This window comes from Serratia sp. NA_13 (assembly GCF_052691735.1).
Genome location: NZ_JBQZFV010000002.1, coordinates 494,410 through 518,370, shown reverse-complemented (window position 1 = coordinate 518,370; position 23,961 = coordinate 494,410). Strand labels below are relative to the sequence as shown.

The 23,961-nt window shown below is 54.4% G+C and carries 26 protein-coding genes and 2 pseudogenes; 14 read left to right on the top strand and 14 right to left on the bottom strand.

From position 1 onward, the window contains the following. Positions 1–57: 57 nt before the first annotated feature. The 3 genes from phnD to ACUTSU_RS06060 form a co-directional block, all read right to left on the bottom strand. Positions 58–990 carry a phosphonate ABC transporter substrate-binding protein gene (gene phnD, locus ACUTSU_RS06070; protein WP_445653894.1) on the bottom strand — a complete coding sequence of 311 codons (933 nt, stop codon included), beginning with the start codon at positions 988–990 and terminating at the stop codon, positions 58–60. A gap of 105 nt (positions 991–1,095) precedes the next feature. Continuing rightward, positions 1,096–1,929, bottom strand: coding sequence for a phosphonate ABC transporter ATP-binding protein (gene phnC, locus ACUTSU_RS06065; protein ID WP_012005843.1), 834 nt, complete (start codon positions 1,927–1,929; stop codon positions 1,096–1,098). Between the two features lie 119 nt (positions 1,930–2,048). Next, positions 2,049–3,071: a zinc-binding alcohol dehydrogenase family protein gene (locus tag ACUTSU_RS06060; RefSeq protein WP_445649949.1), complete on the bottom strand. Its 1,023-nt coding sequence runs from the start codon at positions 3,069–3,071 to the stop codon at positions 2,049–2,051. Positions 3,072–3,209: 138 nt separating this feature from the next. Between ACUTSU_RS06060 and ACUTSU_RS06055 the strand changes: the two genes are divergently transcribed. Together ACUTSU_RS06055 and ACUTSU_RS06050 are read left to right on the top strand one after the other, a co-directional pair. Further along, entirely contained in the window at positions 3,210–4,115 is a 906-nt protein-coding gene (locus ACUTSU_RS06055) for a GntR family transcriptional regulator (RefSeq protein ID WP_445649948.1), read from the top strand. A gap of 225 nt (positions 4,116–4,340) precedes the next feature. Then, complete coding sequence (locus ACUTSU_RS06050) at positions 4,341–5,699, top strand: MFS transporter (RefSeq protein ID WP_445649947.1); 1,359 nt, start codon at positions 4,341–4,343, stop codon at positions 5,697–5,699. A gap of 27 nt (positions 5,700–5,726) precedes the next feature. Here ACUTSU_RS06050 and trpS read toward each other — a convergent pair whose 3' ends face one another. The 6 genes and pseudogenes from trpS to ACUTSU_RS06020 form a co-directional block, all read right to left on the bottom strand. Continuing rightward, positions 5,727–6,734, bottom strand: a complete 1,008-nt coding sequence (gene trpS, locus ACUTSU_RS06045) for a tryptophan--tRNA ligase (protein WP_445649946.1) — start codon at positions 6,732–6,734, stop codon at positions 5,727–5,729. Positions 6,735–6,833: 99 nt separating this feature from the next. Further along, a complete protein-coding gene (locus tag ACUTSU_RS06040; RefSeq protein ID WP_445649945.1) occupies positions 6,834–7,106 on the bottom strand; it encodes a hypothetical protein in 273 nt (90 codons plus the stop codon). 39 nt (positions 7,107–7,145) lie between these two features. Continuing rightward, entirely contained in the window at positions 7,146–7,673 is a 528-nt protein-coding gene (locus tag ACUTSU_RS06035) for a cysteine hydrolase family protein (protein WP_445649944.1), read from the bottom strand. Positions 7,674–7,700: 27 nt separating this feature from the next. Next, entirely contained in the window at positions 7,701–8,804 is a 1,104-nt protein-coding gene (locus ACUTSU_RS06030; RefSeq protein WP_445649943.1) for a suppressor of fused domain protein, read from the bottom strand. 108 nt (positions 8,805–8,912) lie between these two features. Next, positions 8,913–9,266 carry a LysR substrate-binding domain-containing protein gene (locus tag ACUTSU_RS06025; RefSeq protein WP_445649942.1) on the bottom strand — a complete coding sequence of 118 codons (354 nt, stop codon included), beginning with the start codon at positions 9,264–9,266 and terminating at the stop codon, positions 8,913–8,915. Between the two features lie 66 nt (positions 9,267–9,332). Next, positions 9,333–9,509 (bottom strand): annotated as a pseudogene (locus ACUTSU_RS06020) (oxygenase MpaB family protein); the annotation flags it as partial. Positions 9,510–9,627: 118 nt separating this feature from the next. Here ACUTSU_RS06020 and ACUTSU_RS06015 point away from each other — a divergent pair. Next, positions 9,628–10,071, top strand: a complete 444-nt coding sequence (locus ACUTSU_RS06015) for an acetyltransferase (RefSeq protein WP_445653893.1) — start codon at positions 9,628–9,630, stop codon at positions 10,069–10,071. A gap of 91 nt (positions 10,072–10,162) precedes the next feature. Here the strand turns inward: ACUTSU_RS06015 and ACUTSU_RS06010 are convergent, their stop codons facing one another. Next, on the bottom strand, positions 10,163–10,807 hold the full coding sequence (locus ACUTSU_RS06010) for a TetR/AcrR family transcriptional regulator (RefSeq protein WP_445649940.1): 645 nt from the start codon (positions 10,805–10,807) through the stop codon (positions 10,163–10,165). A gap of 175 nt (positions 10,808–10,982) precedes the next feature. Here ACUTSU_RS06010 and bhsA (ACUTSU_RS06005) point away from each other — a divergent pair, with 175 nt between their 5' ends. The 5 genes from bhsA (ACUTSU_RS06005) to ACUTSU_RS05985 all read left to right on the top strand — a co-directional run bounded on the left by bhsA (ACUTSU_RS06005) (position 10,983) and on the right by ACUTSU_RS05985 (position 15,323). Continuing rightward, positions 10,983–11,240 carry a multiple stress resistance protein BhsA gene (gene bhsA, locus ACUTSU_RS06005; RefSeq protein ID WP_445649939.1) on the top strand — a complete coding sequence of 86 codons (258 nt, stop codon included), beginning with the start codon at positions 10,983–10,985 and terminating at the stop codon, positions 11,238–11,240. Between the two features lie 202 nt (positions 11,241–11,442). Then, positions 11,443–11,700 carry a multiple stress resistance protein BhsA gene (gene bhsA / locus ACUTSU_RS06000; protein ID WP_445649938.1) on the top strand — a complete coding sequence of 86 codons (258 nt, stop codon included), beginning with the start codon at positions 11,443–11,445 and terminating at the stop codon, positions 11,698–11,700. 115 nt (positions 11,701–11,815) lie between these two features. Then, complete coding sequence (dapF, locus tag ACUTSU_RS05995) at positions 11,816–12,673, top strand: diaminopimelate epimerase (RefSeq protein WP_445653892.1); 858 nt, start codon at positions 11,816–11,818, stop codon at positions 12,671–12,673. A 187-nt stretch (positions 12,674–12,860) separates the two neighbouring features. Next, positions 12,861–14,351: an alpha-amylase gene (gene amyA / locus ACUTSU_RS05990; RefSeq protein ID WP_445649936.1), complete on the top strand. Its 1,491-nt coding sequence runs from the start codon at positions 12,861–12,863 to the stop codon at positions 14,349–14,351. 123 nt (positions 14,352–14,474) lie between these two features. Continuing rightward, entirely contained in the window at positions 14,475–15,323 is an 849-nt protein-coding gene (locus ACUTSU_RS05985) for a PA4780 family RIO1-like protein kinase (RefSeq protein WP_445649935.1), read from the top strand. Between the two features lie 32 nt (positions 15,324–15,355). Here ACUTSU_RS05985 and ACUTSU_RS05980 read toward each other — a convergent pair whose 3' ends face one another. Next, positions 15,356–15,574 (bottom strand): DUF7661 family protein, encoded by a 219-nt coding sequence (locus ACUTSU_RS05980; protein WP_445649934.1) that lies wholly within the window; start codon positions 15,572–15,574, stop codon positions 15,356–15,358. Between the two features lie 68 nt (positions 15,575–15,642). On the opposite strand from ACUTSU_RS05980, the gene ACUTSU_RS05975 reads away from it, so the two are divergent. Next, the gene (locus ACUTSU_RS05975) at positions 15,643–16,461 is read left to right on the top strand and encodes an AraC family transcriptional regulator (RefSeq protein ID WP_445653891.1); all 819 of its coding nucleotides are present in this window, start codon (positions 15,643–15,645) and stop codon (positions 16,459–16,461) included. Here ACUTSU_RS05975 and ACUTSU_RS05970 read toward each other — a convergent pair. Both ACUTSU_RS05970 and lsrG read right to left on the bottom strand, forming a co-directional pair. After that, entirely contained in the window at positions 16,458–17,051 is a 594-nt protein-coding gene (locus ACUTSU_RS05970) for a LysE family translocator (RefSeq protein WP_445653890.1), read from the bottom strand. The two genes, ACUTSU_RS05975 and ACUTSU_RS05970, sit on opposite strands and share 4 nt — an antisense overlap. Positions 17,052–17,138: 87 nt before the next feature. Next, on the bottom strand, positions 17,139–17,432 hold the full coding sequence (lsrG, locus tag ACUTSU_RS05965; protein WP_012005816.1) for a (4S)-4-hydroxy-5-phosphonooxypentane-2,3-dione isomerase: 294 nt from the start codon (positions 17,430–17,432) through the stop codon (positions 17,139–17,141). 187 nt (positions 17,433–17,619) lie between these two features. On the opposite strand from lsrG, the gene lsrK reads away from it, so the two are divergent. The 5 genes and pseudogenes from lsrK (at position 17,620) to ACUTSU_RS05940 (ending at position 21,300) form a co-directional block, all read left to right on the top strand. Further along, on the top strand, positions 17,620–19,185 hold the full coding sequence (lsrK, locus tag ACUTSU_RS05960; RefSeq protein WP_445653889.1) for an autoinducer-2 kinase: 1,566 nt from the start codon (positions 17,620–17,622) through the stop codon (positions 19,183–19,185). Between the two features lie 353 nt (positions 19,186–19,538). Beyond that, positions 19,539–19,657: pseudogene (locus tag ACUTSU_RS05955) on the top strand (LysR family transcriptional regulator); the annotation flags it as partial. Between the two features lie 96 nt (positions 19,658–19,753). Continuing rightward, positions 19,754–20,095 carry an HNH nuclease YajD gene (gene yajD, locus ACUTSU_RS05950; protein ID WP_004942039.1) on the top strand — a complete coding sequence of 114 codons (342 nt, stop codon included), beginning with the start codon at positions 19,754–19,756 and terminating at the stop codon, positions 20,093–20,095. A 276-nt stretch (positions 20,096–20,371) separates the two neighbouring features. Beyond that, the gene (locus ACUTSU_RS05945; protein ID WP_153857578.1) at positions 20,372–21,007 is read left to right on the top strand and encodes an AAA family ATPase; all 636 of its coding nucleotides are present in this window, start codon (positions 20,372–20,374) and stop codon (positions 21,005–21,007) included. After that, positions 21,004–21,300: a hypothetical protein gene (locus tag ACUTSU_RS05940; RefSeq protein WP_445649930.1), complete on the top strand. Its 297-nt coding sequence runs from the start codon at positions 21,004–21,006 to the stop codon at positions 21,298–21,300. Before ACUTSU_RS05945 ends, ACUTSU_RS05940 begins: the two co-directional genes overlap by 4 nt. Positions 21,301–21,549: 249 nt before the next feature. Here the strand turns inward: ACUTSU_RS05940 and bglX are convergent, their stop codons facing one another. Next, entirely contained in the window at positions 21,550–23,847 is a 2,298-nt protein-coding gene (gene bglX / locus ACUTSU_RS05935; protein ID WP_445649929.1) for a beta-glucosidase BglX, read from the bottom strand. Positions 23,848–23,961: the final 114 nt, after the last annotated feature.

Here is a 23,961-nt window from a genome sequence, read left to right as displayed (position 1 = left end):
ATAGGCTTCCGACGTGAGGAAATCAGCGGGGCTCAGCCTGGCCAAGCCCCGGCAGCATTAACGGTCGCCTTTGGTCAGCTCACGCTTCATATCGATGATGTTCTGGTATTCCGCCAGAGTGGTGTCGCCGATGTGCTGCTTACCGCCCATCGCTTTGATAAAGCACTGGTGATCGTCCTTATCCAGCTTCTTGATCGCGGTGACGACTTTGGCTTTGAACTCTGCCGGCAGTGCGTTGCTCACCAGGATTGGGCCGTTCGGGATCAGCGACGACTGCCAGATAATGCGGATCTGTTTCATCAGGTCCGGGTGATCCATACGGATCATGCGGGTGAACGCGCCGCTGGTGTAGCCGGTGTTGTAGTCGCCGATCATCGACGCCCAGGTCACTGCACCTTCGAACTGACCGTTCAGCACACCGAGAACGTCCTGCTCATGGCCACCGGAGAAGGTCACGCTGGAGAAAGTATTGTTGTATTTGTTGTCTACCGTGCCGCCAAACAGTTTCTTGAATTCCTGGTTCGGGATCAGGAAGCCGGAAGTAGAATCCGGATCGGCGAAGCCCACGGCCTTGCCTTTCAGATCTTCCAGCTTTTTATACGGGCTGCCGGCTTTAACGACCACTACCGAGTGGTAACCACGGGATTGGTCGACGTCATCAACCGCGATGCCGACGATATCCACCGCTTTCGGATCCTTGATGTACACCGAGGCAAACGACGACGGCGACATGCTCAACACCAGGTCAATTTTGCCGCCCAACAGGCCCTGAATGACGCCGGAATAGTCGGAAGAGTTGCGCAGCTTGGTGTCAACGCTCAGCTCCTTGTCCAGGAACTGTTTAACGCATTGGTTATCACCAATTTGCTGGGTGGCGTTCTGCCCACCGAGAATGCCCAGATTCAGTACTTTAGGCGCGTCCGCTGCGGTAGCGTTAAATACCACCATCGCGCCGGCCATCAGGGTGGTCAGACTCAATACTTTTTTCATTACGATGCCTTGTGTGTAAGGTAAAAGTGAAAATAAGGGTTTCAATCAGACTGATAACCACAAAGTAGGGAAAAACCACGCTTTTTCCCCATGTTGTCAAAAGTCTCAATGGATTTGATTGGCTTCCTCGCCATACAGCTGATGCAGTATCCGTTCGTTCAGTTGCGACGGATGACCGTCAAACACAATTTTGCCCTGGGCAATACCAATCACCCGGGTGCAATATTCTTTCACCAGTTCGACCGAGTGCAGATTCACCATCACCGCAATGTCGTTTTCACTGACTTTTTGCAGCGCATCCATAATGCGACGGGTGTTTTTCGGATCGAGTGATGCCACCGGCTCATCGGCCAGCAGAATTTTGGGGTTTTGCATCAGCGCACGGCAGATCGCCACGCGTTGCATCTGGCCACCGGACAGGTTCTCGGCGCGCTGCAGCGCATGCGGCAACATGTTGAGCCATTGCAACAGTTCGATGGCGCGGGCGCGGTCGGCGTCATCAAACAGTTTGAAGAAGGATTTCAGGGTAGAAGTGTGGCTCAGGCGGCCCAACAGCACGTTGGTTATCACGTCCAGCCGCGGTACCAGGCAGAAGTCCTGGAAGATCATGCCGCAACGGGCACGCCACTGGCGCATTTGACGGGCGCTCAGCTGTGCGATGTCCTGTGCCACACCGTCATCTTCAAAGTGCAGCATCTCGCCGCAGCTCGAAGGAATAGTGCCGTTCAGGGTGTGTAGCAGAGTAGATTTACCGGCGCCGGAACGGCCGATCACCGCCACGAACTCGCCAACGTGCAGGTCGAAGTTGATATCGTCCAGCACCCGTTGCTGTGATTTATAAGCTTTGCCCAGGCCTTTTACCGATAACACCTTGCGGGATGATAGCGGTTGTTGCCCTGGAAAGTCGGTGGTTGCTAATTTTAACTGTGCCTGACCCATATGATTTCTCTGGTTTCAGTGGCTAATCATTATGGGCACCTATTAACGAATAACTTTATGACAACGGGATGATGGTTTTATGGCCGGGAAATGACGAATACCGCCATTCCCCGCAGAGGTCAAAAGCGAATAAGGCCCTTAATTAACTGCTTGTTATTGATCACCTGTTCTTCATAATGCTGCGCCAGGCTGTCGAAGTCGAAATGGTGGGACAACATCATTTGGGCGGTGATCGCCCCTGCCGCCATCAAACGGCCGACCTTGGCGAAATCCTCTTCGGTTGCATTGCGACTGCCCATCAGGGTGGTTTCTTTTTTATGGAACTCGGGGTCCGAGAATTGCAAATCCCCCTTGAACAGCCCAACAAAAACGATGCTGCCGCCGTGACGGATCAGGTTGACGGCATTGTTCATCGCCTGTCGGCTACCGGTGGCGTCGATCACTTTCGCCGCCAGCATACCGCCAAAGTGGCCGCACAGCCGGGCTTCAAACTGGTCATCCTGTGGGTCGAGCGTCGGTAGTTGCAGCACCTGCTCGACATGCCGCCGCCGTTCGGCGCTGGTTTCAACCACCACCACCTGCGCCCCGTCAGCCTTGGCGATTGCCGCCACCCCCAGGCCGATAGGCCCGGCCCCCACTACCAATAACGGATCGTCCGGCGCAATGGCCGCACGGCGAACCGCATGAGCGCTGATGGCAAACGGCTCAATCAGGGCTGCGGCCTCTGGCGCCACATCGTCCACCGCCAGCAGGTTGCTGACCGGCACGCTGAGATACTCGCAAAAGCCGCCGTCCTGATGTACGCCAATCACCGAAATATTCTCGCAGCAGTTGGTTTTGCCACTCTGGCAGGCACCGCAATGGTGGCAGGCAAGGTAGGGCATCAGCGTCACGCGCTGCCCGACCTGCCAGCCGGCCGTCTGACTGCCCAGGCTGACAATCTCGCCGCATATTTCATGGCCCAAAACCCGCGGATAACTAAAGAAAGGTTGCTGACCGGACCAGGCGTGAATATCCGTGCCACAAATACCCACGGTAATCATTTTTATCACCGCTTCGGCCTGCGCAGGAATAGGTACCGGACGCTGCTGATAAATTAATTTCGTTGGTTGTTCGAGAACTAATACTTTCATTGTTTTCATAACCTCCCCTTTATTTATGGGATCAGTTATTAAATAAAAGCGTCGACAAGCATGAAGTCGGAAGCAAATTCTGTGAAGCAGTACAAAATAAACCGCTTTAAATTGGTTTTAAATAGATAAAAAACATCCGAGGCTCGCATGAGCAGAACCCAGAACCTGCGGCACAACGTGGTTAACCAAATGATTGATGGCATCAACAATAACCACCTGCGCTCGCCGCTGCCGTCCCAGGCCGCGCTGGCCGAAATGTACAATATCAGCCGCACCACGGTGCGCCATACGCTGACGCATTTGTTCCAACGCGGCGTGCTGGAAAAGGTCGGGGACGACTATGTGATTTTACGCCAGCCCCAGCCGGAAGACGGCTTCGACTGCCAAAGCCCTTCTCTGGACGAGCAGGGAAAAAGGTTCGAAAAAGCGTTCTACCAGATGATTAATCAGAAACAACTGCGCGCCGGGGACAGCTTCAGCGAGCTGCAATTGGCACGCGCGGTCAATGTGAGCCCGGTGGTGGTGCGGGAATTTCTGCTGCATTTTAGCCGTTACAATCTGATCGACAGCATCAAGCGCGGGCAATGGCGGATGAAGCAGTTTGACCAGCGTTATGCCGAACAGCTGTTTGAGCTGCGCCAGATGCTGGAAACGCACGCCCTGTCCCACTTTATCAATCTGCCGGCGCATGACCCACGCTGGCTGCAGGCCAAGGAGTTGCTGAGCCGCCACCGCCAACTGCGGGAAAGCATCAGCGACAACTATCGCCTGTTTTCCCAGTTGGATCGCGACTTCCACCGGCTGATCCTCTCCGCCGCCAATAACCCTTTTTTCAATCAGTCGCTGGAGATCATTTCGGTGATTTTCCACTTCCATTATCAGTGGGATGAGACCGATCTTAAACAGCGTAATATCATTGCCATTGAAGAACACATGACCATTCTCAGCGCGCTTATTTGCCGTAACGATCAGGAAGCCATCAACGCGCTGCACCGTCATTTGGATACTGCCAAACAGTCGATGATCCGCTCACTTAATCAGACCATCGCCTGAGCTACAGAGTGTTTTTTATCGATAAAAAACACCCTGGCGTCATTTAAAACCGATAAAAAGCAGCAAAATACTGGCTGTCGCACGGAACCGTAACAAAACCCACCGCCTAAAATATTTCACCCTCTAGGCTTACTGCCGACCACCTGCTAATACCTTCATTAAGACACCACCCAGGGGAATACCCGGAATAATAAATATTATTAATGCGAAATTCTGGAGGATGAAATGGAAAGAAGTCATACGATTAATACCGGGAAAGAACAGGATGAACCCTATTCCGATCACATAATTCCGATGCCGCCGGAGGGAATACTGGTTCGTTCGGCCAGAATTAAAAAAATTCAAACCACGGCCATGTTGCTGTTATTTTTGGCCGCCATAATCAACTTTCTTGACCGCAGCTCGCTCTCGGTGGCGAACTCCACCATCCGCCAAGAAATGGGGCTGAGCGGTACCGAAATCGGCCTGTTACTGTCGGCATTCTCCCTGGCCTATGGCATCGCCCAATTGCCCTGCGGCCTGCTGCTGGATCGTAAAGGTCCACGCATCATGCTGGGGATCGGCATGTTTGTCTGGTCGGCATTCCAGACTTTGTCCGGCATGATCCACAGCTTTACCCAATTTATCTGGGTACGTATCGGGCTAGGGATTGGCGAAGCTCCCATGAACCCCTGCGGCGTGAAGGTGATCAACGACTGGTTCAATATCAAGGATCGCGGTATGCCGATGGGGATTTTTAATGCCGCATCGACCATTGGGCTGGCGATCAGCCCACCGATCCTCACCGCCATGATGCTGGCCTTCGGCTGGCGCGGCATGTTTATCACCATCGGCGTATTGGGTATCGCACTGTCCATCGGCTGGTACATGCTGTACCGCAACCGACAGGACGTCAGCCTGAGTGCTCAGGAACAGGCTTATTTGAATGCCGGTAGCGTCAGCGCCCGACCTGAACCAATGAACTTTCGTGAATGGCGTGCGCTATTCAGAAACCGTACCATGTGGGGCATGATGATTGGCTTCAGCGGCATTAACTACACCGCCTGGCTGTACCTGGCCTGGCTGCCGGGTTATCTGCAGACCACTTACCATCTGGATCTGAAAAGCACCGGGCTGCTGAGTGCCATTCCGTTCCTGTTTGGCGCCGCCGGCATGTTGTCGAACGGCTTCGTCACCGACTTTTTGGTGCGTCGCGGCATGGCACCGCTGAAAAGTCGCAAAATTTGCATCGTCGCCGGTATGTTGCTGTCTGCTTCCTTTACCGCCGTGGTCGCTCAGGCCACCGCCACCTACAGCGCAGTATTGTTGATCGGCATGGCGCTGTTTTGCATTCACTTTGCCGGTACCTCCTGCTGGGGCCTGATCCACGTGGCGGTGAATTCACGCATGACCGCTTCGGTCGGCAGCATTCAAAACTTCGCCAGCTTTATCTTTGCCTCGTTCGCGCCAGTGGTCACCGGTTGGATCCTCGATACCACCCACTCTTTCAGCCTGGCCCTTACCCTCTGCTCCTGCTTTACTGTCATCGGCGCGCTGTCGTATATCTTCGTGGTTAAACACCCGATCGTTGACAGCGCCGCCTGACGCCCCTCCCAACAAAGGAGCTGACATTCAATTGAGGGTAAAGAAATCCAGCCCCAATGCTGCCTTCACCTGCCCCAGCGTTTGCCGACTGACCTGGTCGGCACGTTGGGTGCCCTGTTGCAGAATGCTCAACAGCTCGCCTTTATCGGCCAGGTATTGCGCCCGGCGCGTGCGGATCGGCTCCAGAAGACTTTGCAGGCAATCCTCCAACAGGCGTTTGATTTTCATGTCGCCCAACCCACCGCGGCGATAGTGCGCTTTCAGCTCCGCCACCAGCGCGGCATCGTCACAGAAGGCATCCAGATAGGTGAACACCATATTGCCCTCCACCCGGCCGGGATCGTTGATATTCAAGTGCTCAGGATCGGTAAACATGCTCATCACCGCCTTATGTACCTGATCGGCGTCGGCACCCAAGGTGATGGTGTTACCGCGCGACTTCGACATCTTGCCCTGCCCGTCCAGCCCCGGCAGGCGGCTGACGTTACTTAACAGCGGCTGGCACTCCGTCAAGACCTGCCGGCCGACGATGCGATTGAAACGCCGTACGATCTCGTTGGTTTGCTCCAGCATCGGCAATTGGTCGTCGCCGACCGGCACGTGAGTGGCGCCAAAGGCGGTAATGTCCGCCGCCTGGCTAACCGGGTAGACCAGAAAGCCGGCTGGCAGGCTGCGAGAAAAATCCTTTTCGAGGATTTCACTTTTCACCGTCGGATTGCGTTCCAGCCGCGCCACGCTAACCAGATTGAGATAATACATCGTCAGTTCGGCCAGCGCCGGCAGCGCGGATTGCAGGCAAAGGGTGGTTTTCTGCGGATCTATACCGACCGCCAAATAGTCGGCGACCAGATTAAGTACGTTGGTGCTGATTTTTTGCGGATTGTTGCCGTTATCGGTCAGCCCCTGCAGGTCCGCCACCAACACCGTTTGCTGATGGTTTTGTTGCAGCTCAACGCGCTGGCGCAGTGATCCGACGTAGTGGCCTAAATGCAGCGACCCGGTGGGACGATCGCCGGTCAGAATGGTATAGCTCATTGCCTTGCTCCTGAAAGTAAATACACCACCGGATCAACGCAATAAAAATGCCGCCAGAACCGGCGGCATTGAAAAGAGGTGTGAATACCCGTGCCGCCTTCAGAAGAGGCGCCACCAGGACTGATTGAGTGTGGATTGCATCGGTATATTCATGCTTTTAAGGTATCCCCCGGTATGCAGGTTGTCAATCACCGCAGGTTGCCAATTCAGCGCCAACGTATAGGGTACCGGGCTGCCGGTGCCGCTCAGTTCGCGGAACACCACGCTGGGGGATGGCAGGCTTGCAAACAGGGCCGGCATCAACACCGGATTTACCCGGGTCAGCGCTGGCCAAAGTGGCAGCACGCAGGGCGGGATTGAAATAACGCTCACGGGCCGGGTACATAGACCGGCCCGTTTTTTATCTGGCGATCAGAAGTGAATTTCCGCCGTCGGCAGTGCGTTGATCAACACGCCGAAGCTTTCAATATTCGACAGCGTGGCGTTGTGATGGGCACGGATCTGTATGCCAGTGGCGTGCGCTTTGTCATGACTGGTATGGGCGTCGGCGGCCAGCGTCACCGGGTAGCCTAACCCGGCGGCACGACGGGTGGTGGTATCGACGCAAAACTCGCTGGAGTAACCGCAGACCACCAGGTGTGAAACCCCATTAGCCACCAGCAACGGTCCCAGTCCGGTCCGCAGGAAGGAGTCCGGCGTGGTTTTCTCCACCCGATGATCGCCGTCTTTCACCTGCAAACGGCGGTCAATCTGCCAGGCATCGCTGCCGTACGCCAGCTCATCGTCCGGGGTCTGGTGCTGGATAAAAATCACCGGAACTCCGGCCCGACGGGCAGCGTTGCTCAAACTGTTAATACGATCAAGCGTCGCTTCGGCATCGGCCGGCGGTGGCGTAAACAACCCTTGCTGCACATCTATAATTAACAGAGCGGACGTCATGATAACTCCCGTAAATTTAATCGGCGATCAGCATATCGGTTGGCGCGGGCGGAAGATATGGTCAACACCCTGCTCACGCAACTTACTCACCAGATCGTGACCGCCATTCGGCGTCGCGTGCGCCAGCAGGCGCTCGGCTTCAAAAACCGGGCTGGCCCAAAAAACATTTACCGGGTCGCTATACTGTTTCGGCAGGTTCAGATGTTCATTATAGGGGTAAAACGAGGAGGACAGCACGTAGCCCTCATAGCCCTGTGGTGCCACCTCAGACTCCAGAGTATGACCTTCGCCAAACCAGGTAATTTTAGCCCATGGCGCGTGAGCGAACCCGGCCAGTGCGCTGGCCATCTGCACAGCGTTCTCCTCGGTCATGTACTGACCGTCGATGGCGATGCCCATTTCCATGCGGCGATAACGGGAGGCGTCGTCGTTAAACAGGATCTCTACCCACGGCATCGGGCGGATACTGACACCCATGGTAAGAAAATAGTAGATGCCGTCGCGCTCATGCTGGGTGATAGCCATCGGTGGCCACTTGCCCTGATCGATCGCGTAGTATTTCACCGAAGGGCCAAAATGCTGATCGTAAACCGCCTGATAGTCGTTCTGCATTTTTGGCCATGGGTTACCCTCTTCCCGCTGCCAACTGCGCCAGAACTGGCGGGTTTTTTCCGCCAGCGCATACTGGGTATTGGTGGAGGCGGATCCCAACGGGTAAGCCAATGGGCTTTCCTTAATGCAACTGGCGGAGTAGCACACCGAGTGGTCGATATACAGGCTCCAGCCAGGGATCACCGCCAGCAATTGGCCGTAATACCACAGCGCTGCACCGTCGTCGCTCTCCGTCCAGACCACCATCAGTCCTTCCGGGTTCAGTGGCGCTTCCCCCTCCAGATTGCGGCAAAACTCAGCCGCCAGCATTGGTGGCTGCCCCAGCGCCAGCGCCGCGCTGTCTTCCTTCTGCGGCGCGGCCGCCAGATTACGCAGCCAGCAGGCACGCACCTGGAAACGTTCGCTATTTTCTTCTGAAGGATAAATATAAAAATAGGCAGCCCGACTATCTTGCTGAACCACCGCCACCAGCGTCTGGTTCTCATTACTGACTTCAGCAAGTACGTGTAACTCGTTCATATAACCTCAAATAGGGTCAAGGCGCAGAATAACGCTGCACGCTAAAAAATAGGAATTGGCTTTGGCCCAGTGTAAAGCGCATTAGCGGCCGGATCACCCGTAAAAGTCTCAAAATTTCGGGCTATTGGCTAATTGATCGTCGGATTGCACCGCACTGGTAATCATTTCCGCCATGGCTCTGGTCGTCAAATCAAAATACCCCTGAGGGTTTCCATAAATTAAATATAGTGGCGTGGCACGGATCCGCTGCCCGGCAAGCGGCAAGGACTGCAATTCACCACTGGCCAGCAGCCCGGTGATCCGGTTCTGTGGCAGCCAGCCGTGTCCCACCCCATGGCATATCGCCTGTATCGCCGCGTCAAAGGTGGTAAAACTCCACGCAGCATCAGCTTGCTGCAGAGGATCGGTAATCACCTCGCGATAAAAACGCCCCCGTTCGGCCTGAGTCAGCGGGCCATTCAATAGCAGGTGATTAACTGTCCCGCCAGCGAGCTGCCTGGAAATTTCCCCGCTAACCTGCGGTGATGGTCAATGCGCTACGACGGTTTTGTTAATTCGTCGTAGCGCCCGTTGATAGGAGCCGTTACGCATTGAGCCACGCAACACTTTACCTACGCCACTGACACCGGCCTGCACCCGTTTTTGCCGCAATACGCCGGGAGAAAAACCAAACTGCTGCTACGCCCACTCCGGTAGCAGATCGAGGCATATGGTCTATCTGCCCGAACGACGGCAGTCACCCAAACTAGAAACTTTTATTGCGCTGACTGTCGCCAGACTCTGGGGTCGCGTTTAAAATAAGTAAATCACCACAGGAGTTTCTATGATCACTATCCGAGCACGCGCAGCACAAGACAATGCGCAACTGGCTGAGATTTGGCAGCGTTCGGTCCGCGCCACCCACCATTTTCTCACCGAAGAGAATATCGCCCAACTCTACCCGTTGGTGCTTAACGACTATTTGCCGGCGGTCGACGTTTGGGTTGCAGAAGATCGATCCGGTCATCCTTGCGGTTTTATCGGGCTGAGCGGTAATAAGGTAGAAATGCTGTTTATCGATGAGGAGCTGCGTGGCAAAGGCGTCGGCAGAGCGCTGCTGGCCCACGCCGAAACGCTACATGATGAGTTGCAGTTGGATGTTAATGAACAGAACCCGCAGGCCAGCGGTTTTTACCGCCACTACGGTTTTGAAATTACCGGCCGTTCGGCACTCGACGGTCAGGGCAATCCTTTCCCGCTGCTGCACATGAAGCTCGACAAGCGTTAAAAAACCCGGTGGCCAGGCTCACCTTGGCTGTAGTTTTAGCGCAAAACCAATAGAGGCCGCAACGCTGCGACCTCTGGCCAAATTTCTTACCCTAAACCTTATTGCCCACCTGGCTGAGACGCGGCCAAACCAGCATCAACGCATCGAGCAAGCGATATAAATCCTCACGGCTAGCCCCTTCACGTGCCTGAACCGACATCCCTTCAATGGTACAAACGATATATTTCGCCAACAGTGCGGTATCGGTTTTCGCCAATAACTCCCCCTGCTGTACCTTGCGGTCAAAACAGGCTCGCAGGCTGGCTTCATTCGAATGATGTTTTTTACGCAGCATCTCGGCTACTTCATCGGAAGATGAAGACAGCGCCGCAGAGGCACAGACCATAAAGCAGCCGGACGGCGTATCCGGATCGGTAAACACTTCCGCTGAAGAGCGCACATAAGCCTCAACGATTTCCGCGATCGGCAAATCCCGCTCCAACAATTGATTGGTATAGGTGGTGTATTTTTGCAGATATCGCTCCACCGCCGCGCGAAACAGCCCTTCCTTGTTACCGAACTCGGCGTACAGCGTTGGTGCTTTGGCACCGGTGACTTCTACCAGATCGGCCAACGACGTAGAGTCATAACCGTGCCGCCAGAACAGATCGAGCGCGCTGTCCAGCGCACGGTCGCGATCAAACTGCTTCGGTCTGCCACGCGTTTTTTTGGCGCAGACTTCTTCATTGATACTCATAGCCCCTCTCTTATCCCGCTCCACAGCAGGGCTTGGTAATTAAATTAACGATCATTATAAAAAAATATTGCGCTGCCGTCGAGAAGCGATTAACATTTAGTTATCGATCGTTAAGTAATTATGACGACAAAGATTAACCAACCCAATTTACGCTTCTGATATAGGAATTAACATCATGAAAAACTTAAAAATTACTCTTACCGCCATCGCACTGGCCTCTGCTTCTTTCGGTAGCTTCGCTGCTGACTTGGTTCACAACCAACCGGCAGATCAGCAAAAACTCGGCGTGATCACCGTCAGCGGTGCTTCCGATATCAGCTCGCTGGAAGCCGATTTGGCAGCCAAAGCAGATGCAGCCGGTGCAAAATCATTCCGCATCATTGGTGCCGGTGGCAACAATCAACTGCATGGCACCGCAGTAATCTATAAATAACAATAAGTTAAATTTAAGCTTTCCGGCTGGTAATGACCGTTATGCTTCCGGTTAACGACGAGAACAAAAAATTAATTAACGAACACTAAAAAAATATTTGCAAAGCGCCGAAGTGGCGTCTAACATTAAATTATCGATCGTTAATTAATTTAACGACCCCAATAAAAACATCGTACAGAATACCAAGATAGGAAATAAGACCATGAAAAACCTGAAAATCACCATTGCCGCCATCGCCCTGGCTTCTGCTTCATTCGGTAGTTTCGCCGCCGAACTGGTTAATGCTCAACCGGCTGATCTGCAAAAAGCCGGGGTGGTTACCGTTAGCGGTGCTTCCGACCTGACCAGCCTGGAAAACAAACTGGCTGCCAAAGCGGATGAAGCCGGCGCCAAATCATTCCAGATCATCTCAACTACCGGTGACAACAAGCTGCACGGTACTGCGATCATCTACAATTAATTGCTGAGTTAGCCATTATGCAAAGAGGCAGCCTTGGCTGCCTTTTGTTTTATTGTCCCGCCGAAAATCTGTTGTAATCTGTGATTCCCTGCCACAACAAAATCTGACAGATACCATGACGCCATTGCTTTTCCATAAATATCACGGACTGGGTAATGATTACCTGGTGTGCCACCGTTCTGTCGCCACACAACTGACCAACGAACAAATACGCATCTTGTGTCACCGCCATTACGGTATTGGGTCGGACGGTTTGCTGATCGACAGCGGAGACAGCATAAACCCTACGCTACGCATCATTAATCCAGATGGCTCAGAAGCGGAGAAAAGTGGCAACGGTCTGCGCATTTATGCCCGTTATCTTTTCGATATAGGCCGAGTCAATCACCTGCCGTTTTGGATACATACCGCAGGTGGTGATGTGCGCTGCCAGGTTAACGAAGATAAACACCAAGTTCAGGTGGATATGGGCCGCGCCAATTTCAATCCAACAGCGCTGCCGGCGCTGATCGATTTGCCCAAAGCACTTAACTACCCGCTTTCATTAGCAGAGGAAACCCTCAGCGTGTCTCTGGTGTCGATGGGTAACCCACACTGCGTGGTACCGGTCGCCCGGCTTGATTTGGCACAGGTTCACCGGCTAGGGCCACAGATCGAGCATCATCCACTGTTCCCCAAGCGAACCAATGTGCAGTTGGTTGAAGTGATAGATCGCAATACGTTACGCATTGGCATCTGGGAACGGGGTGCTGGTTTTACTATGGCCTCTGGCAGCAGCAGTTGTGCAGCGGCCAGTGTGATGCGCAAGCTGAATCAGGTGGATGATAAGGTTATCGTCCACATGCCAGGCGGCCTACTGCAGATAAGTTTCAGTGGCGACTTTCAAGTCAGTATGCTCGGACCGGTACATAAGATTGCCAGTTTGACACTGGATGAAGACTGCTTTATCGGCGGCGAGGATGCGTTGCGGTGATATTGCCGAGGCATAAATCTGTGCAGTTCTGCATGAACGCCCTCTAATTTGCGGTAACCTCTCAGGGTGGCACCATTAGCCTCTCAAACCGAGTTTCCCTTTTGTCAAAAGTAGCCCATGCTGTAACGGTATGGGGTGGGCCACCGCTCATTCTGCACCTCCTTCTGGCAAATAGGACGGCTTGCTCATGACGAAAAAAACTACCTTGCTGCAGTTTTTCCATTGGTATTACCCGGATGGCGGTCAGTTATGGCCAGAGGCAGCCGAACGCGCAGCGCACATTGCCGAGCTGGGCATCACCGATCTGTGGCTGCCTCCCGCCTATAAGGGCGCTTCCGGCGGCTATTCGGTAGGTTACGATAGTTATGATCTGTTCGACCTGGGTGAGTTTGATCAAAAAGGCAGCCGCGCCACCAAATACGGTGATAAAGAGGCGTTGGCAAATGCCGTGAATACGCTTCGCGACAACGGCGTGCGGGTGATTTATGACGTGGTTTTCAACCATAAGCTCGGTGCCGACGAAAAAGAACAGGTGCACGTGTACAAGGCGGATGCCAACAACCGCAACGATATTAATGACCAGGGCTTCGACGCCCTGGCCTACACCCGCTTCACCTTCCCCGGTAGACAAGGTGCCTATTCCAAATTCATTTGGGATTACAAATGTTTCGGCGGGGTGGATTACGTTGAACAGCCCGATGAAAAAGGCGTGTTCAAAATCGCCAATGACTACGGTGACGACGGCTGGAACGACCAGGTTGGCGACGAAAAAGGCAATTATGATTATCTGATGGGTGCGGACGTCGAATTTCGCAACCCGGCGGTAGTGGAAGAACTAAAATACTGGGCACGCTGGCTGCTTGAAACCCTGCCCTGCGACGGTTTCCGCCTGGACGCAGCCAAACACATTCCGGCCTGGTTCTTTAAAGAGTGGGCTGACCACGTACGCGACAGCGCGCAGCGCGATCTGTTTATTGTCGCTGAATATTGGTCACACGATCTGGCTGCGCTACAGCAGTATATTGACCTGGTCGAGGGCAAAGTGATGTTGTTCGACGTAGCCTTGCACCTGAAGTTTCATCGGGCATCGAAACAGGGTGACGGGTTCGACATGGCGCAGATATTCACCGACACCTTGACCGCGGCCGATCCGGCCCATTCGGTCACGCTGGTCGCCAACCACGACACGCAACCGCTACAATCGCTGGAGGCACCGGTCGAACCCTGGTTCAAACCGCTGGCCTACGCCCTGATCCTGTTGCGCGAACAAGGCGTGCCCTGCGTGTTCTATCCTGACCTGTTCGGTGCCAGCTATAAGGATAAAGGCAGCGACGGCCAGGAATACCTGATTGATATGCCGGTCATCCCTGAACTGGAAAAGTTGATTCAGGCGCGACAACGCTTTGCCAACGGCGTGCAAACCGATTATTTTGATGATAAAAACTGCGTGGCCTTCAGCCGCAGCGGTACCGCCGACGCCCCTGGTTGCGTAGTGGTGCTCACCAACGGGGCTGAAAGCGGCAAGGCGGTTTCACTGGGCACTGAACTGGCGCATAAAAACTGGCGCGACCTGCTCGGTAACCGTCAGGATGAGGTCACCACCGACGAGCAGGGGAATGCCACTTTCCCGGTTAACGGCGGCAGCGTCAGCGTTTGGGTACTGGCAGAAACTCTGTAGCAGGTGCGCCGTTGCGGCCATGTGTCGCAGCGGCGGCAAACTAAATTTTGCCTTTCTGGTCTAAATTGAGGCAACACCTTAGCAAACCATTCACACCGGAGCCTAAATAGGGTACAAGGCTGCATGAAAATTCCAAAACGACTCCAGCCATTGGTAGATGATGGTTTAATCGACGACGTCATTCGTCGTTTGAAAAGTGGCAAAGAAGCCGACGTCTTTATCGTGCGCTGCGGCGAAGAGATCCGCTGCGCCAAAGTTTACAAAGAAGCAGACAAGCGTAACTTCAAGCAGGCCGTGAACTATCAGGAAGGCCGCAAGGTGCGTAATAGCCGCGATGCGCGTGCCATGAGCAAAGGGTCGAAATTCGGTCGCCAGCAGCAGGAAGAAGCCTGGCAGAACACCGAGGTTGACGCGCTGTACCTGCTCGCCAAAGCGGGCGTGCGCGTGCCGCAGCCGGATATCTGTCTGGATGGCGTGCTGCTGATGGAACTGATCACCGACGAAGAAGGCCTGGTAGCCCCGCGTCTGAGCGATGTTACCTTAACGCCGGAGCAGGCGCGGGCCGATCACGCACTGATGATGAATTACGCAGTACGCATGCTGTGCGCCGGGCTGGTACATGGTGACTTGTCGGAGTTCAACGTGCTGATGGACAAAGATGGGCCGGTGATTATCGATCTGCCGCAGGTGGTGGATGCCGCTGCCAACAACCACGCCAAAAGCATGTTCGAACGTGATATCAACAACATGTCGCAGTTTTACGGCCAGTATGCGCCGGAACTGCTGGGTAGCAAATACGCCAAAGAAATCTGGGCGCTATATCAGGAAGGCAACCTGACGCCGGCCAGCGTGTTGACCGGCAAGTTTGCCGAAAGCAACAAACGCGCCGATGTCGGTTCAGTGCTGGAGGAGATCCAGGCAGCCAGCGAAGAACATCAACGCCAGTTGATGGCCCGCAACGAAGAAGATTAAAAGCCCCCCGGTCACTTCTCTGTGGCCGGGGTTTATTCAATCCTGAAGGCGTCGGGATGGTGTTCAGTCGCCTCCTCGTGATAAATGTCCCCCAAATAACCGGCAATCTCTCCCTCGGTTAACTCATCTGGCAATACGATATCGTAGCTACGCGCATACTTACGCTCCGGCAACGTCACGCGAAATAACTGCCATTGCGTCCCTACTCGTTTTACGCCCAGCAAGCGGCCAAACACATTGAAAATCATCATCCGCATTCCCTCTCAGGTTCATTTTACGCTATAACAAGCTAGCCCTGCCGACTCTGAAAGGAAAGTTAATGACCGCTACCGCTCCGCAATTCTGGCGAGATCCGCAGCTCCCTTTTGTGGAAGCTCGCGCCATTGAAGATGGCCGCAAAGTTTGTTACGCCCTGCATAGCCATGAAATCTTCTCCATCGGGGCTATCACCGGCGGCACCAGCATTTATATTAACGGCCACCAACAACTGCAGGTCAGCACCGGTGACGTGGTGATAATTAACCCGCAGCAGGCCCACGCTTGCAACCCCATCGGTGACCAGCGCTGGTCATACATCATGTTTTATATTGATGCCACCTGGCTGGGTAAACTGCAGCAGGAGATCGTCGGTGGCGACGGTGGTTTTATTCCGTTTGATCGGGTAATGAGCCGTGCCGCGCCCCTGTTCGATGGTCTGAATCGGCTGTATGCCCTACTGATCGACCCGCAGCATTGCCAGTTGGAAAAACAGATCGCCCTGGTGGAATACTTCACCGAGCTACAAATCTGTCAGGGCGATGTTCGCCTATCAGCAGCCGAAGCCGAGCATCCGAGACTCAAGGCGGCGGCAACCTTTATCAGCCAACATTGCACCCAACCACTGACGCTGGAAGCTATCTGCCAGGCGGCAGCACTCTCACCCTCTTACTTAATCCGCGCCTTTAAGCGGCGTTACGACATGACGCCGCACGCCTACCTGGTCAATCAGCGTATTCAGTTCGGCCATCGGCTGCTGAAACGGGGCTATCCGATCGCCGCGGCCGCCAGCGAAAGCGGCTTTGCCGACCAGGCGCACTTTCAACGCACCTTCAAACAGCTACTGGCCGTCACCCCCGGCCAGTACCAAAATCCGCGCTAAACGCCGTCGGCCAGCAAATAACAGGCGCTGACCGCCAACAGCAACGCCATCAAACGATTAAAACGCTGCACATTGCGAGCCTGTTGCAATACACCGGTCAGCATCGCGCCGGTGTAGGCCCAGCAGGCCACCGAGACATAGCAGATGACAAAATAAATCACCGCGAACTGCCATAGCAACAACCGGTCACCGTCGGCGACAAACGCCCCCAGACTGGCCACCGACGCCAGCCAGGCTTTAGGGTTAAGCCATTGCAGCAAGGCGCCATACCAGAACGAGGGGGCTTGCGACTGACTGCCGTTACCCAGTCGTCCATCGCCAAAGGCCAATTGATAAGCCATAAACAGTAAAAAGGCGATACCCGCCCATTGGATCACCTGAGTCAGCACCGGCCACAGCGTCAGTAACTGGTTCAACCCCAGCCCAATCAGAATCAATAGCAGGGTAAAACCCAGCGTGGCACCAAAAACATGCCGCAAGGTGGCGCTAAAACCAAATTGCGCCCCAGCGCTCAGCGCCACGATATTGACCGGACCGGGAGTGATGGAAGAGGCCAGCGCAAAAGCGGCCATCGAAAGATAAATATTCATTACGGGCACCTGAGAAAGAATTCACAGATGCCAGACTGACGACCCGAGTAAGCAATGTATTGAACAAAATTACCCTGACGTACTGGCCTAACCCGGCATCAGGCCGATAAAGCTAGTTTTCTTGCGTGGCCCGGTCATCAAGGCTTCCAGTTTTTCCACGCATTGCAGATAGTGCGGCGTCTTTTTGTGGGCGGCGACCGCCTGCTCGTCCCGGTAAGCTTCATAGATATAAAAACGCGTCGGGATGGTTTCATCCTGCAATACGTCAAAACGCAGATTACCCGGTTCTTCGATCGCCCCCAGATGATTGGCGCGAAACACCTCAATAAATTCGTCGATTTTGTCTTGTTTAACGTTAATTTCTACCAGAGTGACGTGCATGGCGGCTCCTTGTTTCACCTTGACGATCAATGTGCTTTCCAACCATAGGTTTATTCCCGCTGATTTACCCCTCGCAACGGCAATTTTGCAGTACAGTTCACAAATCCTGCCAGCCCCACCCTTTCCCCCACCAGCACCAAGAGCCTCGCATCTATAGTTAAGATCCCACCCCCAGAGAGAGTGAGCTATGGATAACTATTTGATGGCACTGGACGCAGGCACCGGTAGCATTCGCGCGGTCATCTTCGATCTGGCAGGCAATCAGATCGCCCAGGGCCAGGCGGAATGGCGACATCTGGCGGTGCCGGGGGTACCTGGCTCGATGGAGTTTGATCTGGCCCACAACTGGCAACTGACCTGTCAGTGCATTCGCCAGGCGCTGCAGAACGCCGGTCTCTCTGGTCAGGCGATCCGTTCCATAGCCTGTTGCTCGATGCGTGAAGGCATAGTGCTTTACGATCGCGACGGCACGCCAATCTGGGCCTGCGCCAACGTTGACGCCCGCGCCAGCGAGGAAGTTAGCGAGCTGAAGGAGCTGCATAACCATAATTTCGAACGTGAGGTGTACCAATATTCAGGCCAAACGCTGGCGTTAAGCGCCATGCCGCGCCTGCTGTGGTTGGCGCATCATCGGCCGGACATTTATCGTCAGGCCGCAACGCTGACCATGATCAGCGACTGGCTGGCGAATATGCTAAGCGGTGAACTGGCGGTCGATCCTTCCAACGCCGGGACTACCGGCATGCTGGACCTGGTCAGCCGTGACTGGCGACCGGCGTTGCTCGACATGGCTGGGCTGCGCGCCGATATGCTGTCGCCGGTGAAAGAAACCGGCAGCGTACTGGGGCAGGTTACCGAACAGGCGGCCCAACAAAGTGGCCTGCTACGCGGTACGCCGGTCGTGATGGGCGGCGGCGATGTGCAGTTGGGCAGTCTGGGGCTGGGGATAGTGCATGCAGGGCAAACTGCGGTATTGGGTGGCACCTTCTGGCAACAAATCGTCAATCTGCCAGAGCCGGCTACCGATCCGGAGATGAATATCCGTATCAATCCGCATGTGATCCCTGGTATGGCGCAGGCAGAGTCGATCAGCTTCTTCACCGGATTAACCATGCGCTGGTTCCGCGACGCCTTCTGCGCCGAAGAAAAGTTGATGGCGGAACGGCTGGGCGTGGATGCCTACAGCCTGATGGAAGAGATGGCAGCGCGTGTCCCCCCAGGGGCCTACGGAGTGATGCCAATCTTCTCCGATGCCATGCATTTCAAGACCTGGTACCACGCCGCACCTTCGTTTATTAACCTGTCGCTCGATCCGGAACGCTGCAATAAACAAACACTGTTTCGTGCACTGGAAGAGAATGCAGCGATTGTTTCGGCTTGCAATCTGGAGCAGATCGCCCGTTTCTCCGGCGTACAGGCACGTTCACTGGTGTTCGCTGGTGGTGGTTCGAAGGGCAAGCTGTGGAGCCAAATTCTCAGTGACGTGACTGGCCTGACGGTACGCGTGCCAGTGGTAAAAGAAGCCACTGCGCTGGGCTGCGCGATTGCTGCGGGAGTGGGGGCCGGGTTGTATGAGTCGCTGGCCCAAACCGGCGAAAAACTGGTGCGTTGGGAGCGTGAGTATCAGCCGAATATGGCCAATCATGAACGGTACCAACGGCAAAAAGAAACCTGGCAGCAGGTCTATGCAGACCAGCTAACGCTGGTAGACCATGGCCTGACCACTTCGATGTGGAAAGCGCCGGGATTATGAATCGGGTTCGGGCACAGCTTGCTGTGTCCGTCACCCAAGCTTATGCCCATTAAGCATTTGGCCTGCCGATTGGCTGCCGACCGCCGTTTTACTTGCCTCGCGTGATTATTCCTCCACAGAAACAGTGTAACTATCGCAAACGGATTTATCCGCCGCCATTGCCTGCATAAATTGTGTTCTCTGTCACTCCGCGCCCAGCGCGCGGTTTACAACTTGACCTGGGACAAGCGGTATTATGCTGAATAACAATGATAAACCTGCACCGTCAGCCTGGCTGACGATTTTCTCACTGGCGGTCGCCTGCTTTGTGATGGTCACCACCGAGTTTCTGCCAATTGGCCTGCTCGGCACCTTCCTCGGTGAACGACTGGCAACCCCCTCGGAACAGATGTATGTGGTCAATCCTTCCAACCGCCACCTAAGCGCCAAGCTGCGGGTGTTTATCGATTGGGCGGTGGAAGCCTTCAAATAGTCGAAACTGCAGCAGGCGGTAATGTGCCGCACGCTGTAATCCGACGCGTTGTGGTATTATTTACCCATTATTGTTATCACCCGACGGGCACACACCATGGCATATATTCCCAAAAACTACGCGAGGCTGGAGACCGGCTACCGCGAAAAAGCATTGAAAATCTTTCCCTGGGTCTGCGGGCGTTGCTCGCGCGAGTTTGTTTACTCCAACCTGCGCGAACTGACGGTTCACCATATCGATCACGACCACAGCAACAACCCGGAGGACGGCAGCAACTGGGAAATGCTGTGCCTGTATTGTCACGACCATGAGCACTCCAAATACACTGAAGCCGATCAGTACGGCTCCACGGTAATTGCCGGTGAAGACGCGCAAAAAGACGTCGGGGTAGCTACCCATAACCCGTTCGCCAATCTGAAGTCGATGTTGAAAAAGTAACCTTTGCCGCCCCTTCATCATTAGCAGCTTAATAAGTTATTGAGCTGCTAAATTAAAAAAACTCCCTCCGCACGATCACTTCCCAGAGCATTCTTACTTACCCGGCTATTAAGTTGCCAGCAAAATAAGCTGTAAAGTTAACCGCATACTGGCTTGGCAAGCCGCCGCCGTTGGTGCATATTGTTCAAGCGTTGTTATTGCTAACTTGTTTAATTACCAACCCAACAAGTTGCTAGCTTAATAAGTTATCAACTTAATAAATTGAGAGATGGCAGCATGATTGTTTTGATTGGTTCGCAAAAAGGTGGCGTAGGGAAATCGACCAAGGCGGTCAATATCGCCGGATATCTGATCCTCAAACAGGGCAAAACCGCCATCATCGTTGATGCTGACGATCAGAAATCAATCATGACCTGGTACAACGACCGTCAGAATGTCGAAGGCCTGCCGCATATCCCGGTGGTGGCTGCCTCAGGCAAAATCAAAGAGACCCTGTTGGAACTGGATCGCCATTACGATTACGTGATTGTCGATACCGCCGGTCGCGACAGCGCCGAGCTGCGTTCCGGCCTGCTGGCCGCCGATTTGTTCCTTTCCCCCCTACGCCCATCACAGATGGATCTGGACACCGTCGGTTATCTGTCAGAAATGTTTGCCACGGCACAGGAATATAACGAGAAGGTGAAAGGCTACATTGTGCTGAACATGTGCCCGACCAATATCTTCATCAATGAAGCCAATGAAGCGGCTCAGGTGCTTAGCGAATATCCGGAGTTGACGCTGGTCAGTCACCGTCTGTGCGACCGCAAGATTTACCGCGATGCCTGGGGCGAAGCCATCACCGTGCATGAGGCGAATAACCTAAAAGCGCAGGCGGAAATCGAAAGCCTGGTGAAGGAGGTGATCCTGTGAAAAAACGCCCCCCAACCCAGCGCATGTCGGAAGACGAATTCATCAACAGCGCCACTTCGCACACCCTGCTGGCTCCCGCCCCGGAAGCCAAACCGCAGGGCCGCAAACGCACTTATAAAGCTATTTCGGTCAGCCTGACCGATAACCACGTCGACGCCATTGATGAAATCATTGTGCAGGCAGCACGCAACGGCGTGGTGCGCATTACCCGTTCCGATATCATCAAGCTGGCGATCGACGGGCTGGCAGAAAAGAGTGAAGAGCAACTGTTGCAACTGCTGAAGAAGCTGTAATTAGCTTCACAACCTGCCAGCTTAATAAGCCACTAATTTATTACGTTGGCAGGTAAAAATCCCTGTTCCCGCAGTATCCCCCGCCCCTGTTTAGCCAGTTACTGATCCTGCGCCGAGGGAGAACGGAACAACCCCACGTAACGCACGCGCCCCATCAGCACGATATCCAACACCCGATAAACAAGAAATGTTGGCATGGTAATGCCAACAAAACCCTCTCCCACCGCAGCGAGAGAGGGTCATTAGATATTACTTCAGCGTAAAGCTCTGCGCCTGTACGTCGTCAGAGTCCAGGCCGACAAACACGTTAAACTTGCCCGGTTCCGCGCCCCATTTCAGGCTGGCGTTATAGAACTTGAGATCCTCTTCGGTAATAGGCAGCTCAACGGTCTGCGACTGCCCCGCTTTCAACATCACCTTTTTAAAGTTACGCAGCTCTTTCACCGGGCGGCTGACCGAAGCAGTCACGTCCTGCAAATACAACTGCACCACGGTGGCACCATCATATTTACCGGTGTTCTTGAGCGTGACGCTGGCAGTTATCTTGCCGTTGCGCGCCATCGTCGGACTGGAAAGTTTCAGACCCGACAGGCTAAAGCTGGTGTAGCTCAGGCCATAACCAAACGGATACAACGGGCCATTCGGTGAGTCAAAGTAGCGGGAAGTGTATTTGCCCGGGTTTTCCTTGCCAAACGGACGGCCAGTATTGAGATGGTTGTAGTACATCGGGATCTGCCCGACCGAACGCGGGAAGGTCATCGGCAACTTACCCGACGGGTTGTAGTCGCCAAACAGCACGTCGGCCACCGCATTACCGCCCTCGGTGCCGCTGTACCAGGTTTCCAGCATCGCATCCGCCTGTTGGCTTTCCCAGCTCAGCGCCAGCGGTCGACCGTTCATCAGCACCAGCACCAACGGTTTACCGGTCGCCTTCAGCGCGGCGATCAGGTCACGCTGGCTTTGTGGAATGGTAATGTCAGCACGGCTTGAAGCTTCGTGCGCCATCCCCTGCGATTCACCCACCACCGCTACCACCACATCGGCTTTCTTCGCTGCCTGCACAGCCTCATCGATCATCTGCTGCGGCGAGCGGGTATCAAACGTTACCGCCGGCTCATACTCGTTCAGGTAGTCGATAATGCTCTTGTCCTGAGTGACGTTGGCCCCCTTCGCATAGAGGATTTTCGCCTTGTCACCCACCGCACGTTCCAGCCCTTCGCGCAGGGTGACCGACTGTTTAATCACCCCGGCCGCCGACCAACTGCCCATCACGTCACGCTGGCTGTCGGCCATCGGCCCGACCAGCGCAATGGTCGCCTGCTTGCTGAGCGGTAGCGTCTGCTTATCATTCTTCAGCAACACCATGGTCTTACGCGCAATCACGCGCGCTTCAGCGCGGTGCAAACGGCTTTCGGCATTGGTGTCTTTCGGATCAGAACCGACCGGGCCAAGGTGGGTGTAAGGGTCTTTAAACAGGCCCATATCATATTTGGTGTTCAGCACGTCGCGGCAGGCGCGATCGATGTCGCTTTCCGATACCAGCCCGTCTTTGACCAGCCCCGGCAGGTATTGGTCGTAATACTCGTCGCTCATGCTCATATCGACGCCGGAAGTGATTGCCAGGCGCACCGCATCGCGCGCGTCGGCGGCTACGCCGTGTTTGATCAGTTCCTTAATCGCGCCGTGGTCGCTGATGGTAATGCCCTTAAAGCCCCACTGATCGCGCAGCAAATCTTTCAGCAGCCAAGGGTTAGCGGTGGCCGGAATACCGTTCACCGAGTTGAGCGAGACCATCACTCCGCCGCTACCGGCATCAACCGCGGCCTTATAAGGTGGCAGGTAGTCCTGGTACATTCTCAGTGGACTCATATCGACGGTATTGTAATCACGGCCACCCTCGGTGGCACCGTACAACGCGAAATGCTTCACGCTGGCCATGATTGATCCGGGCTTGGATGGGTCGCCGTTTTGATAGGCATCCACCATCACTTTGGCAATTTTGGATACCAACCAGGTATCTTCACCAAAACCTTCCGAAACTCGGCCCCAGCGGGGATCGCGGGTAATATCGACCATCGGCGAGAATGTCATGTTCAGACCGTCATCACTGGCCTCCTGTGCCGATACCCGGCCACTGAGGGCGATGGCTTCGAGATCAAAACTGGCCGCCAGCCCGAGGCTGATCGGGAACACGGTGCGTTGGCCGTGCACGACATCGTAGGCAAAGAACAACGGAATTTTCAGGCGGCTGAGCTGCATAGCCTGATCCTGCATGGCGCGAATATCCGGTCGGGTAACGGTATTGAAGATGGCGCCAATCTGCCCCTTGCTGATGCCGTCGCGGATCGCCTCTTTCGGGTTATCCGGCCCGACGCTGATTAAGCGCAACTGACCGATTTTTTCGGCCAGCGTCATCTGTTTCAGCAGGTTGCTGACAAAGGCGTCGCGCTGCTGAGCATTAACGCCCTGGATTACGGCGCTTTCCTGCGCAAAAACCGGGCTGATGGCCAGACCGGACAACATACTCACCACACAAAGCCATTTCATATTATTTAATCTCAGGCATGTTCCCGCCGCAGGCGGCGACGGAGATGATTTATCAATGTGAAAAGGCAGTGTGCCATAACTCCTTTTCGGTGCAGAAATAATTTGTAATGTTAA

Coding starts and splice junctions, on each gene's coding strand:
- ACUTSU_RS06055 (WP_445649948.1), top strand. CDS start 3,210: ATGAGCAGAACCCAGAACCTGCGGCACAACGTGGTTAACCAAATGATT.
- ACUTSU_RS05970 (WP_445653890.1), bottom strand. CDS start 17,051: ATGAATATTTATCTTTCGATGGCCGCTTTTGCGCTGGCCTCTTCCATC.
- ACUTSU_RS06035 (WP_445649944.1), bottom strand. CDS start 7,673: ATGACGTCCGCTCTGTTAATTATAGATGTGCAGCAAGGGTTGTTTACG.
- ACUTSU_RS05945 (WP_153857578.1), top strand. CDS start 20,372: ATGATTGTTTTGATTGGTTCGCAAAAAGGTGGCGTAGGGAAATCGACC.
- bhsA (WP_445649938.1), top strand. CDS start 11,443: ATGAAAAACCTGAAAATCACCATTGCCGCCATCGCCCTGGCTTCTGCT.
- ACUTSU_RS06050 (WP_445649947.1), top strand. CDS start 4,341: ATGGAAAGAAGTCATACGATTAATACCGGGAAAGAACAGGATGAACCC.
- ACUTSU_RS05975 (WP_445653891.1), top strand. CDS start 15,643: ATGACCGCTACCGCTCCGCAATTCTGGCGAGATCCGCAGCTCCCTTTT.
- bhsA (WP_445649939.1), top strand. CDS start 10,983: ATGAAAAACTTAAAAATTACTCTTACCGCCATCGCACTGGCCTCTGCT.
- trpS (WP_445649946.1), bottom strand. CDS start 6,734: ATGAGCTATACCATTCTGACCGGCGATCGTCCCACCGGGTCGCTGCAT.
- phnC (WP_012005843.1), bottom strand. CDS start 1,929: ATGGGTCAGGCACAGTTAAAATTAGCAACCACCGACTTTCCAGGGCAA.
- ACUTSU_RS06060 (WP_445649949.1), bottom strand. CDS start 3,071: ATGAAAACAATGAAAGTATTAGTTCTCGAACAACCAACGAAATTAATT.
- yajD (WP_004942039.1), top strand. CDS start 19,754: ATGGCATATATTCCCAAAAACTACGCGAGGCTGGAGACCGGCTACCGC.
- lsrK (WP_445653889.1), top strand. CDS start 17,620: ATGGATAACTATTTGATGGCACTGGACGCAGGCACCGGTAGCATTCGC.
- lsrG (WP_012005816.1), bottom strand. CDS start 17,432: ATGCACGTCACTCTGGTAGAAATTAACGTTAAACAAGACAAAATCGAC.
- ACUTSU_RS05980 (WP_445649934.1), bottom strand. CDS start 15,574: ATGATGATTTTCAATGTGTTTGGCCGCTTGCTGGGCGTAAAACGAGTA.
- dapF (WP_445653892.1), top strand. CDS start 11,816: ATGACGCCATTGCTTTTCCATAAATATCACGGACTGGGTAATGATTAC.
- bglX (WP_445649929.1), bottom strand. CDS start 23,847: ATGAAATGGCTTTGTGTGGTGAGTATGTTGTCCGGTCTGGCCATCAGC.
- ACUTSU_RS05985 (WP_445649935.1), top strand. CDS start 14,475: ATGAAAATTCCAAAACGACTCCAGCCATTGGTAGATGATGGTTTAATC.
- ACUTSU_RS06010 (WP_445649940.1), bottom strand. CDS start 10,807: ATGAGTATCAATGAAGAAGTCTGCGCCAAAAAAACGCGTGGCAGACCG.
- ACUTSU_RS06030 (WP_445649943.1), bottom strand. CDS start 8,804: ATGAACGAGTTACACGTACTTGCTGAAGTCAGTAATGAGAACCAGACG.
- phnD (WP_445653894.1), bottom strand. CDS start 990: ATGAAAAAAGTATTGAGTCTGACCACCCTGATGGCCGGCGCGATGGTG.
- ACUTSU_RS06015 (WP_445653893.1), top strand. CDS start 9,628: ATGATCACTATCCGAGCACGCGCAGCACAAGACAATGCGCAACTGGCT.
- amyA (WP_445649936.1), top strand. CDS start 12,861: ATGACGAAAAAAACTACCTTGCTGCAGTTTTTCCATTGGTATTACCCG.